The 13,678-nt window shown below is 52.5% G+C and carries 11 protein-coding genes; all 11 read right to left on the bottom strand.

Annotation, left to right across the window (positions count from 1 at the left end):
• Window positions 1-25 precede the first annotated feature (25 nt).
• On the bottom strand, window positions 26-1,714 hold the full coding sequence (locus tag GDA54_05350; protein MBC6497727.1) for a DNA repair protein RecN: 1,689 nt from the start codon (window positions 1,712-1,714) through the stop codon (window positions 26-28).
• Between the two features lie 44 nt (window positions 1,715-1,758).
• Window positions 1,759-2,685: an outer membrane protein assembly factor BamD gene (locus GDA54_05355; GenBank protein ID MBC6497728.1), complete on the bottom strand. Its 927-nt coding sequence runs from the start codon at window positions 2,683-2,685 to the stop codon at window positions 1,759-1,761.
• Window positions 2,686-2,867: 182 nt separating this feature from the next.
• Window positions 2,868-3,860, bottom strand: a complete 993-nt coding sequence (gene lpxC, locus GDA54_05360; GenBank protein ID MBC6497729.1) for a UDP-3-O-[3-hydroxymyristoyl] N-acetylglucosamine deacetylase — start codon at window positions 3,858-3,860, stop codon at window positions 2,868-2,870.
• A gap of 162 nt (window positions 3,861-4,022) precedes the next feature.
• Complete coding sequence (gene ftsZ / locus GDA54_05365) at window positions 4,023-5,762, bottom strand: cell division protein FtsZ (protein ID MBC6497730.1); 1,740 nt, start codon at window positions 5,760-5,762, stop codon at window positions 4,023-4,025.
• Window positions 5,763-5,778: 16 nt separating this feature from the next.
• Window positions 5,779-6,663 (bottom strand): FtsQ-type POTRA domain-containing protein, encoded by an 885-nt coding sequence (locus GDA54_05370; protein ID MBC6497731.1) that lies wholly within the window; start codon window positions 6,661-6,663, stop codon window positions 5,779-5,781.
• Window positions 6,657-7,640, bottom strand: a complete 984-nt coding sequence (locus GDA54_05375) for a D-alanine--D-alanine ligase (protein ID MBC6497732.1) — start codon at window positions 7,638-7,640, stop codon at window positions 6,657-6,659. Before GDA54_05375 ends, GDA54_05370 begins: the two co-directional genes overlap by 7 nt.
• A gap of 2 nt (window positions 7,641-7,642) precedes the next feature.
• A complete protein-coding gene (murB, locus tag GDA54_05380) occupies window positions 7,643-8,560 on the bottom strand; it encodes a UDP-N-acetylmuramate dehydrogenase (protein MBC6497733.1) in 918 nt (305 codons plus the stop codon).
• Complete coding sequence (locus GDA54_05385; GenBank protein MBC6497734.1) at window positions 8,557-10,017, bottom strand: UDP-N-acetylmuramate--L-alanine ligase; 1,461 nt, start codon at window positions 10,015-10,017, stop codon at window positions 8,557-8,559. The genes murB and GDA54_05385 overlap by 4 nt, the downstream gene beginning before the upstream one ends.
• Window positions 10,017-11,150 carry a UDP-N-acetylglucosamine--N-acetylmuramyl-(pentapeptide) pyrophosphoryl-undecaprenol N-acetylglucosamine transferase gene (locus tag GDA54_05390; GenBank protein ID MBC6497735.1) on the bottom strand — a complete coding sequence of 378 codons (1,134 nt, stop codon included), beginning with the start codon at window positions 11,148-11,150 and terminating at the stop codon, window positions 10,017-10,019. Before GDA54_05390 ends, GDA54_05385 begins: the two co-directional genes overlap by 1 nt.
• Window positions 11,144-12,256, bottom strand: coding sequence for an FtsW/RodA/SpoVE family cell cycle protein (locus GDA54_05395; protein ID MBC6497736.1), 1,113 nt, complete (start codon window positions 12,254-12,256; stop codon window positions 11,144-11,146). The genes GDA54_05390 and GDA54_05395 overlap by 7 nt, the downstream gene beginning before the upstream one ends.
• On the bottom strand, window positions 12,253-13,674 hold the full coding sequence (murD, locus tag GDA54_05400; protein MBC6497737.1) for a UDP-N-acetylmuramoyl-L-alanine--D-glutamate ligase: 1,422 nt from the start codon (window positions 13,672-13,674) through the stop codon (window positions 12,253-12,255). Before murD ends, GDA54_05395 begins: the two co-directional genes overlap by 4 nt.
• Window positions 13,675-13,678 lie beyond the last annotated feature (4 nt).

A 13,678-nucleotide genomic window follows, 5' to 3' on the forward strand; every position in this document is an offset into this window, starting at 1 on the left:
TCGTGGGGAGCTATTGTGGGAAGCGCTATACCTGTCCTTCTAAGAGGCGTGTGGCGGCAGCGCGCGCCTCTGCCGTTATGGACGCCCCTGAGAGCATGCGCGCTAGTTCTTCTCGTCTATCATCGGCATTGAGTGACTCTAAACGCGTCACGACGCGTCCATCTTCCGTGTCCTTGCGGATAAGATAATGGTCGTGTCCAAAGGCTGTGACTTGGGGAGAGTGGGTTACAACAAGAATTTGCCGCTGGTGTGCCAACGAAGACAGACGTTGACCCACAGCATCGGCAACAGCACCACCGACGCCACTATCTACCTCGTCAAAAATGAGCGTTGGCGGACAGGACGCTTGAGACGTGACGACACGTAGGGCAAGCAACATCCTCGAACGTTCACCCCCCGACGCGACTTTATGCACCCCAGCCATATCAAAGCCCGGATTGAAGGACACGGCAAATGTTACATTCTCGCCACCATGCTCTCTCCATTCATCACGCGGGAGTTCCTCAATTCTCGTCTCAAAACGGGCTTTCTCTAGTTTGAGGGACGATAGCTCACCAACCACAGAAGCATCCAAAATATGCGCCGCCTCCTTGCGTTTCTCACGCACCAATAAACTCTGGCGTTCATAGATGTCCCACGCATGACGGGCATCCTTCTCGTATTGTGTCAGCGTGTCCTCCTCACGACGCACCCGCTCCACACGTTGTGCCAAATCTTGATGAAATTGGCACAGCATATCGCCATCGATATGGTGTTTTCTCGCAATGCCCTTAAGGGCGAAAAGACGCTCCTCTATGGACTCTAAGGACTCGCCCTCAGTGTCGATGAGATGGTCCAACGTCGGCAAGGCGGACTCCAATTCCGTCAGTTCCAAACAGATGCTGTCCACACTCTGAACAAGAGCATCGGCATGGCCCGGCATGTCATCTTTCACCGCATGCATGTGACGCTGTATTTTTTCACATTGATGATAGACGCTTCCTCCCTTATGCCCGTCCCCTCGTAAAACCTTCCGTGCCCCCTCGATATGCTCTTGTAATGCATGACGCCTTCGAAAGAGGCGTCTTTTCTCTGTGAGTTGCGTCACCTCGCCTTCTTTAGGCGCTAACCTATCCAATTCATCCAAGCATGCCATGTGATAGGCTTGTTGTTCTCGTTCTCGTTCAATGATGTCCTGAGCGCGCCTCAACGCATCGCGTTTTTCCGCATAAGCCTTATAGTATTCAGCCAACAAGACTCGCTCGTCGGCGATCTGAGCAACGGAGTCGAGGATAAGGCGATGATTGTGAGGATTTAATAAGCCTTGACTGGCAAATTGCCCTTCCACCTCCACGCAATGGGCGGCGCAACGGCGCATCAAGGTGATACTCACTGGCATATCGTTGATATAGCCACGGCTACGTCCATCGCTCTGGATGACACGACGCATGATGAGGCTGTCGCCTTCGATGGCAATATCATGGGGAGAGAGGACCTGCTCTATTTTTTCTTTGCTCTGCGCATCCACAGCAAAAACGGCAGAAACAGAGGCTGTTTTCCCAGCGCGCCCCAACAAGCCCGACTCAGCGCGCCAGCCTAACGCCAATCCTAACGCGTCCAACAAAATAGATTTGCCCGCCCCCGTCTCCCCCGTCAGGACGCTCAACCCCGAAGAGAACTCTATATCTATCGACTCAAGAGATAGGATATTCCTGATGGATAATTGACACAACATGAGACTCGTCGCCTCTCGACAGTATCGTCCATCACAAAAATCGACTAGCGCACATCTTGCTGTTTCTCGGCAAGGCGCTCGCGAAAGCCCGTGTCATCCTCGTCCAACAGCTGCTGCCATAGGGTCAAGAGCGTCGCCTTGCCATCATCTTCTAAATCTAAATCCCCCGGACGAATGTTGCGCACAGAAATAGCACCCGGACGCACCCTGTCGGCTCTCCCCTCCCCAACCAGTCCTTTGGATGCCAATAAATAATAACTATCGCTATACCATTCACTCTTAGGATAGTTATGCCCTAAAACAGCTGCTGCCTTTTTTGCCTGCTCTACCAAGCCAAGACGCAAGTAGCTTTCAACAAGGCGGTGTAATGCTTCAACCACATGGATCGTCTCGTCATAATCACGAATAACCTTATTAAAACGATTCAATGCGGCAATGTCTTTCCCACGCTTAAGATAAAAACGCCCTATCTCCATCTCTTTACCAGCAAGGTTGTCTATGAGAACGTCTATTTTCTCTGCCACGGCATCTTGTGCATAAATCGACTCGGGATAGCGGTCGACCAATTGTCTAAATGTGTCCAATGCCAACTCCGTATCCCTTTGGTCACGGGCGACATCCTTTATCTGCTCATAATAGCTCATCCCCTTGAGATAATAGGCATAAGGAACATAGCGGTGACCCGGATGAAGGCCAATGAAGCGGTCTGCCGTCAAAATGGCATCCTGATATTCATTAATGTGATAATAAGCAAAAGCCGCCATCATCTGCGCCTTTGTCGCCCACCATGAATAAGGATATTGTCGTTCCACCTCCTCGAACAGCTTTGCCGCATCGCCATAGCGTTCCTCATAGAGGATCGCCAACGCCTCATTATATATCGAGGCAACCGAACGCTCACTATATTCATTCAGATCTAAGACATCCCTTGCGCCAGAACACCCATGTGCCAAAAGCACACAGATCACCATCACCACCCGATATAACGCTCTGCCTTGTGCCATCGCTCTCAAACCCCACTACACGCTTGTCTCTCTTATGCCCCACACTTGTGTTATATAGCCAAGAAAATGACAACACACAAGAAAAGAATCCATCCATGACAGGCACAACGTCGCCCCCATCACGATATAGCCCGTTACGATATAGCCCGTTAAGATATAGAACGTGTCATCATGTGACTCTGGGGGGAGACATCACCAACGTTCCCCTCATCAAAGACGGAAGACCAACACCAAGCATCTGGCGTCGCCATCAATGCCTGCACGAATCGGTGGTGTAACCCATGCCCTGCTCGATAACATGCCATGCGGGCAATGATACGCGCCCCTGCTAAAAAGGTATCGCCTAAAGCATCCAGTATTTTATGGCGAACAAATTCGTCCGCAAAGCGCAACGCGCCGCCATTGACAACAGCCTGATGGTTGAGAATAACGACATTATCTCTATCGCCTCCAAGCCCTAAATTCTGAGCCCGTAGGCGTTCGATATCCTCCATAAAGCCAAATGTGCGAGCGGGTGCTATCTCCCTATAGAAATGCTCCATGCCTTGTTCATGATAGTCATACTGCTGCTTGCCAATGAGAGGGTGGGGAAAATCGATCGTATAATCGAAAGACGCGCGCTGTGACGGGGTCGCCACGATATATCCGCCATCATCAACGTTGGTCACATGCACCTCCTTCAAAAGACGTATATAGCGACGCGCTCTGTCTTGCTTCTTAATCCCAGCGCGCTTGATCATGTCGGCAAAGGCAAGGGCGCTACCATCCATGGCGGGCATCTCTCCCCCCTCTACCTCGACCACCATATTATCAATGCCACAACCAGCCAATGCTCCCATCATATGCTCAACCGTCCATAAGGAAATCCCCTTACATTCCTCGCCCAAGCTCGTATTCATCCGTGTTGCCACCACATTGCGCCATAAGGCGGGAGTCCTCTTGCCATCGGCCATAAAGACAATCCCCGTCCCCGCCGCTGCCGCATGCATCGTCAAGGTAATCCTCTTGCCCGTGTGTAGGCCTTTACCCTTCGTGCTTGTCGTCTGCTCTATCGTCTGTTGGCACACGCCAACGCCCCTTGTCCCGTCCTGTATTACATCCCTTCCCGTTATCATACGCGCCCCTCGTTTTGCCTTTATCATGCGTCCCTCTTGTCTCTCTCGATGCCCCTCGTTCCTCTGCCCCTCTGTGTTAAGATGACAAAAAAAGAGCTGAGGGGGAAATCAACAATTGTGACAAAATGTCATCATGTGTCTGAGACATGTGTCTGAGACGTGGACTGTGCGGATACCACCCATGATTTTTCAGCGGGAATGATGTTTTTGTAGGAAGGGGGGAAAGTCGTCACATGTGCTGTCTTGTTGGGCGCTGTCTTGTTGGCTGGCTTGTTCTGGCGATGGATGAGTATGGGGTGTAGGGTCGGTGTGCTCGGGCTGTGTTTTACGTCCCGTATAAAATGGGATAGGGTGAGGCTCTTGAGGACGCACCGCCACGGGAACAAGGGGTTGGGGCTGGGGCATGGCGGGCGTTTCCTCTGGCATTGTGGGGTGGGCAGAGTCTCCTCCCATATCGTCAGCATCATGGGACGTGGCGCGCTGAGGCGCTTTTTTCTCTTTCCTGTCCGTGAGGTCGAGAATCGAGGGCGATGACATGCGCTCTAAAGGGAGGGGAAGGGTTGGCGCATGGCCATGGTCGTGAGGGTGGGTATCCCTCGAGAGATCTTTGACGAATCTCTGGCGATAGGCTTGTTCTTGCTCTGTCTTCTCATGCGTTAAAAGAGGAGAGTCGTTCTCTGTCTTCTTCTCTTGAGACAGCTTTTGTCTCGATGGTATCCTCTTGTGGTGTCTGTTGATAGGCTCAGGCATTGTGTCTTGTGATAGAATGCTCTTGTCATCCTCGAAGCTTGCTCCTTTCCCATAAACGAACCACCGCCAAAAAGCTTGCCACCACCCGTTCCCTTGACCTCTATCGGGAGAGTCATGAGTCGACTCGTGACGTGAGCGCGCTGGCGATACGAGCGTTTCTTGCGTGTGAGGGGCGTGTTGTCCGACATCATGAGGATGGGCATTGGGGTGTTTCTTCTTATCCATCCCCGCTATCAAGACAGAGACGCGCATATCCTCTTGTAAGTGCTGGTCAATGGACAGGCCAAAGACGATATTGGCGTCATCTCGCACCATGCCACGCACATACTGAATGGCGTCATTGACTTCATTGAGGTCGGCATTGACACTACATGTGATATTGATGAGCACATCCCGCGCATCACTGATATTATCATCCTCCAAGAGAGGATTTGTCACCGCTGATTTCGCCGCCGTGATGGCGCGGTCTTTGCCTCTTGCCTCGCCACTCCCGATACGCGCCCTCCCCATAGAACGCATCACCGATTGAATATCGGCAAAGTCGAGGTTGATATGCCCCGGACGCACCATCAAATCGGTGATGCTCCGCACGCCATAGACAAGAATGCCATCAGCCAGAGCAAACGCCTCACCGATATGCACGTTACCATGGACCGTAAACAAATTATGATTGGACACGGTAATCAAGGTATCTACCAAAGGCTCTAATATCTCAAGGGACTCCCGAGCGCGCTGTTGTATCAACACCCCCTCAAATTGGAAAGGTGTCGTCACAATGCCTACTGTGAGGATATTTTGCTCTTTAGCGCATTGGGCAATGATAGGGGCGGCGCCACTTCCCGTCCCACCACCAAGACCAGCGGCAACAAAAACCATATTTGTGCCTTGTATTCTCTCGGAAATAATCTCCTTCACTTCTTCCGCCGCCTTCCTACCAATGGCTGGGTCGCCACCAGCGCCTAACCCTTGTGTGATGGAGGGGCCAAGTTGCAAGCGGTTTGTCACCTTTGACGACATAAGGGCTTGAGCATCCGTGTTGGCAACGATGAGCTCGACTCCTTCCATGCCTAAATCTGCCATACGGGCGACAGCGTTGCCACCAGCCCCACCGACACCAAACACACATAAACGTGGCTTGAAGAGTTGTTCTGTCTGAGGTACCTGTAAGTCAAGTGTCATCTTTTCCTCCTAATTTTTAGTGTTGTCCATGGGGGTGCATCGCTGTATTGGCTTGTCTTTGCTGTGCCATCATGCGGTAAAAGCGCTGTCGCCACTCGGATGGCGGCGTCTTGAGAGAAAGCACCATTTTGTCTTTCGTTCTGATATCGACATAGGCAACATCGTCACCTAAGAGAAGCGCTGAGTCGCGCCGTGCCTTCACCATACGCGACCATGCTGTGATAGGCTCTGCCACAGGTAAGAACACAATGATGTCGCCCTCTATGTGGATTTCCCACCTTGCGCCGCCTATGTCCGCTATCGCCCTAATCTCCAGCACGCCCTCGCTCACATCACTGAGCGCCTGATATAACGCTAAGCCAGATGCCAAGCGCTCCCTCGTGCTGATAACGACATGTGACGGCACGATGTCTCGCGCGACTTCCTCGATGGTCACGCCTTGTGTATCAACAAGAAAAAAACGATGTTCCTTTTTCCACACAAGAAACGCCTCCCTTTCATAGAGGGTGATATGGATATGGCCTCCCCAATAACGGCGCACACGCACGTCACGAACCCACTCTAACGTCCGCACACGGGCGCGCACATCATCCACCGAAAAAGAGGCAAGGGACATCCCATCGGCAAGACCAGACGCACGAAGGACATCCTCGTAAGAGAGACTCCTCGTCCCGTCAATGGTGACATGGCGCACCACAAACCCTAAATGATGACTCACACGAATCAAGGCACGCTCACCATAGGGAATCACCGCATGGCGTAAGGCGTCCACCGACCATAAAACAGACACCAACAGGAACAAAGCAACGCAAGCCTTCGTCTTGTGATAGCGCGTCCCCCAATAGACACGCCAACCCACGACCAATGCCCGTCCCATTCGTTGTGCCATTCTCTTTAGCATGCTTGTCCCTCCTCTCGTTCAACAGCGCCGCCGTCAGCGGCTGTGGCGTCAAGAGTCGCATGGGCAATGCTCCACGTCAGCAAGGACTCGAAATCGATACCCTCATAGGCGGCAATCTCAGGGAAAAGTGAATGCCTCGTCATACCGGGCTGTGTATTGACCTCTAACATGTAGAGGTGGTTGCTGGACTCCTGTAGACGCCAGTCGACCCGCGCAATCCCTCGACATCCCAAACAACGATAGGCTTGCTCGCTAAGATGCATGGCGCGCCCGTACATATCCTTGCCAATAGGCGCTGGCATGACATGCTGTGACCCCCCCTCATCATATTTTGCGCGGTAATCATAAAACCCCCGACGATGGACAATCTCTATGACACCCAACGCCTTGCCTCCCATCACGCCAACACTGAGTTCGCGCCCTAAGATAAATTCTTGAACAAGGATAAGGTCATCAAGAGCGCCAAAGGAACGCATATCCTCCACATCCTTGTCCTCACGCACCACGAAGACACCAACGCTAGAGCCTTCATTGATAGGCTTGATGACATAGGGGCGAGGGAAAGGTTCATCACCCACAAGACATTGGTGACGATAGCAACGTTTCATGGGAGGACAAACAAGCCCCTCTTGCATGAAGAAACGCTGCGCAACATATTTATCCATCGCCAAAGAAGACGCGCACACACCCGAATGGGTATAGGGGACGCCCATGCACTCTAATATGCCCTGCACACAGCCATCTTCCCCCCAACGCCCATGGAGCGCATTGAAAATGCACTCTGTGCCATCTTGTGCCAGCGCGACGATTTTGCCTATAGCACCCCTGTCCGCCACATCCAATGCCACAACGTCATGGCCCAGACGACATAAGCCATCATAGACACAGCGTCCAGTCTCGAGAGAAATGGCGCGTTCCCTCGACCAACCGCCCATCAAAACAGCGACTTTCTTCCTTGTATGGGGAGAGAGACTCATCATCATGTTTGTCCCCCGCGCGCCATACCGACGCGCTGAATTTCCCATTGTAGACGCACGCCACAATGGCGATACACCGCATGCCATACAGCGTCCCCCAACATTTCCATATCGTATGCTGACGCATGCCCCGTATTAATCATAAAGTTACAATGCACAGGCGACATCATGGCATCCCCTCGCCGCATAGAGCGACAGCCTGCCGCATCAATCAAACGCCACGCCTTATCATTGTCGGGATTCTTGAATGTGCTTCCACCGCTACGTTCCTTAATAGGCTGATGACGATGACGCATGGCACGAAAAGCGTCCATCTGCTCTTTTATCGCCTCCTTATGTCCTTGAGGGCATGAGAGGCGCGCCGCCACAATGACTCCATCACCCACACAATGATTCTGACGGTAGGAAAAAGCGCCTTGTCGAGGACGCAAGGTCTGCACGTCGCCGTGCCTTGTCACCCATGTCATCTCTTCAGTGATAGAGCCTATCTCGTCGCCAAACGCCCCCGCATTCATAAACAAAGCGCCACCCACAGTGCCCGGAATGCCCGCTAAAAAGGCAAGACCCGTCCTCCCCTCCCGATAGGCGCGTTGCGCTAAGTGCACCAACGACACACCAGCGCCAACAACAACACTTTCATCCTCAAAGCGCACAGAATGAAAGCCACGCCCCAAACGCACAACGACACCGCGCACGCCACCATCGCGGACAAGCATGTTAGACCCGCCCCCCATGCACAACACAGGCAAGGCGTCCAGACCAAGAGCATCATTATGACGCAAAAACGCTTGAAGCGCCGTCATATCACGCGGTTCGAAAAACCAATCGGCATGGCCACCAACACCCAGCCACGTCTTTTGCGATAGAGGCACAAGAGAACGCATATCACGACATAAGGACGGGAAAGACGATATTGTCATGATAAAAACCCCTCCTTGTCCTTAAGGCGATGTGTCCACGCACTGATAGACCCCGCCCCTAAACAGAGGACAATATCCCCGCTCTGCGCCTGTTCCTCGATAAAGGGCGCAAGGGAATGCTCACCCTCTAGCCCATAGACATGACGATGCCCGTATGTGCGTAGACCTTCAATGAGCTTATCACGATGAATACCCTCTATGGCGTCCTCGCCAGCGCCATACACTGGCACAATCCCCACAATCTCGGCTTGACTGAGCGCATAGCAAAATTCAGGAAAGAGAGACTGCAAGCGACTATAACGATGAGGTTGAAAGACAACGATACGACGCCCACCCCCCCGCCATGCCCCCTGCCACGTATGTGATGTATGGGATGGCGGAGACGTCACGCCAGCGGCTGCTTGTAGGACAGCACGTATCTCTGATGGATGATGGGCGTAATCATCAATAATCATCGCCCCCTTTTTGCTCGTGCCAATATGGCTAAAACGACGGCGCACCTTAGGCGCATGTTTTAACCCATCGATGATGGTCTCGTTCTCCACCCCCAATGTCGCCGCCAGCGCCACCGCTACCAAAGCATTCTTGACATTATGCTCTCCCACCAAAGGAAGACGTATATCCTTTATCCTGTCGCGCATGGGGAACGACTGCTGAGAAAAATCGACAGAAAAAAGCATGGACATACCGCATGGGCGCACATCATAGGCGCGCACATCGGCATGGGGCGACAACCCGCATGTGACGACATGACGACACTCCATCTTGGCGACAAGACGTTGCACCCTTGGATGGTCAATACATAAGACCGAAAAGCCATAAAAGGGGATATTGCTGGCAAAGAGATGAAAGGCGTCCTCTAAGGCGTCCAACGTCTTGTAATGGTCCATATGCTCTTCATCCATATTCGTCACAACCGACACCGTGGCGGGAAGGCGCGTGAATGTGCCATCAGACTCGTCTCCCTCGACGACAATCCATGCGCTCTTTCCAATACGCGCTGTGCTTTTCCACTGCTCTATGACGCCACCATTGACAACCGTTGGGTCATACCCTCCTCGCGCAAGAACATTGGCGACAAGAGATGTTGTCGTTGTCTTGCCGTGAGAGCCCCCTATGACGACAGAATGCTTGAAACGCATGATTTCTGCCAGCATCTCAGCGCGCCTTATCACGGGAATACGCCTTTGACGCGCCTCTCTAATCTCGATATTGTCCTCACCGACCGCTGACGACATGACGACCACCCATACCGAGTCATCGACTCTGTCTGCCTTGTGTCCTATGCTGACACTGATGCCAAGCGCCCGTAAATGCTTCACTTGGGCATTTTCTGTCATGTCGCTCCCTTGCACTCCATAGCCCAGCGTAGAGAGCACTTCGGCAATACCGCTCATGCCGATACCACCGATACCGACAAAATGTATCATCCCCTTATCCTTCATCAAGACGTCCATCATGATGGCGTGCCTCCTTCATGCCCGACACACGCCAACAGCATATCCACAATATGCTCGCCCGCATGCGGCGTCGCATGAGGCGCTAGGCAAGAAGACATCGCCTTTAAGCGCTGAGGATTGCCTAAGACATGGCGGAGCGTCTCGCCTATCTTGTGGCTTATGGCGACATCACTTTGCTCGTAGAGCCATGCGCCCCCCCATGCCTGCACCCTCATGGCATTGGCATGCTGATGGTTGTCTTGAGCAAAAGGATAAGGAATAAACAATGCGGGTGTCTTCGTTATCAAGAGTTCGCCAATGATAGAAGCACCCGCCCGAGAGATCGCCATATCCGCTAACGCCAAGAGCTTCCCCATATCATTAAAGAAAGGAGAAAGAGACGCATCGACCCCTAACCTGTGATAGCGTTGACGTAATGACGTCAGCTGGTCTGAGAGGCATTGTTGCATGACAACGACGCGGTGGCGTTCTTCTCTCGTCAAATGAGAGAGAGCTTGAGGGATAAGAGAAGAAAAAACAGACGCCCCTTGCGAGCCACCAACCACTAAGATGGTGAGTTTCTCCCCATCATGTCTATGCGTGTCTCCTCGTTCCTGTGCCTCGATAATGTCTTGTCGAACGACATGGTGTGTATGACGTGTTTTGCCAACATAACGGCGCGCCATGCCATCTGTCTCGGCAAAACCCAGCGCCATGCCATCGATATACGGCAGACACCACCGATTCACCCGCCCCATACGCGCATTTTGCTCATGGGCAAAGAGGCGACATCCCAATAACCACCCCATCGCCATACAGGGAAGAGACACATAGCCACCAAAGGCGATCACCCTCCTGACTCGCCATCGCCATAGTAAGATGAAACTCTGTAGACATGAGACACCGAGCCGTATGATAAAAAGAGGCATGTCGAACAGCTGGCGATAACGCACATCCCTGACCATCGTCACAGGAAAATAAGGCACGCCATGGAGATAGCGAGACCCTCGTTTATCTGTCATGAAAAAGACATTGCACCCTCGCTCTGCTAACAAGCATGCCACACGATAGGCGGGATACACATGCCCCCCTGTGCCGCCAGCAACAACGACAACATTCAGCATGCTGTGACGCCGAGAAACCCTTAGCATGACACCCGCCTCCGCATCAGCGCTAATAAGAGCCCTATGGTCACACAGCTGCCTAACAGAGATGACCCGCCATAAGATAAAAAGGGAAGAGTCATACCCTTTGTCGGAATCAATGCCATCACCGACGCCATATGGATGATACTCTGTATGGTGAGCATGGACATCAAGCCGAAAATGGCAAGAAGAACCCATAATTCCTCATGCCTCGAAAGAGCGCCAATAGCCACCATACAATGTCTGACAAACCATGCGAGAGCGCACAGCACCATAAAACATCCCATAAAGCCCCACTCCTCGCCTATCACCGCAAAGACGAAATCGCCATGGGCATCAGGCAATTGTATCTTGACAACCCCTTGCGCCATACCAACGCCTAAAAGACCACCATGGGCAAAGGCGCGCAAGGAACGTCCCACTTGGTAGCTCTCTTCGGTCGCGCTGTTCATAAATTCAGAGAGGCGCACCGACACATGAGGAAACGTCCCATAGGCGACCACAAAAAAACCAAGAAACATGAGGGCAAGCCCCAACAAAAAACGCATACGCCCACCCGCCACAAAACATTGCAAGCCCCATACCATCATGATAAGCACAGCCTGACCAATATCAGGCTGTGCCATGATAAGCGTGAGAATAAGCACAAAGAGCACAAGGTGAAGAACAAGACTATAGCCATCGGGGTCGAGAAAATGTCTCTGAAACAACCAAGCCGACAATATAATCAAAAATGGCTTCACCAGCTCTGTCGGCTGGAAACGCCACTCTCGTAGCGTTATCCAACGTTGTGCCCCATGGATGGAGTCGCCATAGTTTAAGACCGCCACAAGCAATAGGCTCAAAAGCCCTAAGGCGACCATAGAAAAAAGAAGAATGTGCCGCCGTCCCATCATCGACAACGCCATAAGGCACGCACAAGAAAAGACAAACACCGTCCATTGACGATAGGCAAAATAGAAACGTTCCACATCCACCCTCAGGGCAAGGCTCTCACTGGAGGAGGCAACCCATGCAATCCCCAACACAGATGCCACCATCGCAAAGGCAAAGACACCCTTGTCAAGCCCTCGCCACCATGCCTGTATAAAGAACACAGGTGATGTGCTCATGGCGCTGTCTCCATCGATGTCCGCGCTGTCAACCATTCTTCCACATAGGCGGTGAAACAAGCGCCACGATGACGATAATCCCGAAATTGGTCGAAAGACGCGCATGCTGGCGACAACAACACCGTCGACCGCTTCCCTGAAGAGGCGTGTTCTTGGGCATGTTCACATGCTTTCGAGAAGGCGCTGCGTAAATTATCACAGCATGTCACAGGAACATAGCGTTCCACAGAGCGCGCCATTGCGCGCGCCATCTCGCCAATAAAAAAGGCATGACATACGGACGTCAGAGACTCCTCTAAATCCTTGAGAGCATGCTCTTCCTCCCCTTTGCTTGAGCCGCCAGCAATCCAAAAAATGTTGTCATAGCGCGACAAGGCATGGAGACATGCGTGAATGTTTGTCGCCTTACTATCATTGACGAACGTGATCATCTCTGTCTGCCCCACATGGGCGCACCGATGGGATGGCGCAACAAAGGAACGCAAGGCGCGCATACAGGCTGTCTGTTCCACCCCCATCACGTCAGCAACGCCAAAGGCAACCAATTGATTGAGGGGATGAATGTCTTGTCGCTCCTTGATGGAAAAGAGACGTGTTCTTTTGCCATGACGGTCATCGATGCCATAGCCATTCTCGATGAAGAGTCCTCCCTCCACATGGGAGGACTCGCTCACCCCGACGACGTGGCGCTGACTGGAGGCGCGCAGCGTCTTGAAGAGCGCCAAACTCTTAGCGTCATCAACGCCTATGAAAGCATGAGCGTTGCGCCCCCCGCCTTGAAAAATGGACTCTTTTGCCTGATAGTAGGCATCCATGCCCCCGTGGTGTGCAAGATGGTCTCGTGCGATATTCAGCAAAACAGCGACCTCGAAGGCGCGTGTGCGCGGAAAGTCCAACTGAAAAGACGATAATTCAAACACACAGACGCCTTCGATCTCTTCTAAGGAAAATAAAGGCGTGCCGATATTGCCAGCCATATGCACACGCTCATACGCATGCTCGTGGGTTTGTTGCAACATATGGGTGAGCAACGCCGTCGTTGTCGTCTTGCCATTCGTGCCTGTGATGGCGATGATGGTCGTGTCGGCACTCGCCACATGGTCAAAACAGGATAATTCACCCATAATAGGACAGCCACATGCACGGGCCTTATGCGCTAAGGGATGTGCTGAGGCGCCTCGATGGGCAATCCCCGGACTGACAATCAAGCCTTCATAGCGAGAAAAATCTTGCTCCCACAGGTCAACCAGTGTGATGGCATCACCGCTTTCATCTAAGGCGCGCCTCACATTCTCATCATCATCCCAGCAATCAATATAAGCGCCAGAGGCGCGCAAGGCCGTATAGAGGGCATAGTGCGCCTTCCCTAATCCCAACAAGGCAAGATGACGATGGCGATAATAGGCAAGAGAAACCATAAGA

The sequence above is a fragment of the Alphaproteobacteria bacterium GM7ARS4 genome (assembly GCA_014332745.1).
Lineage (GTDB): Bacteria > Pseudomonadota > Alphaproteobacteria > GM7ARS4 > GM7ARS4 > GM7ARS4.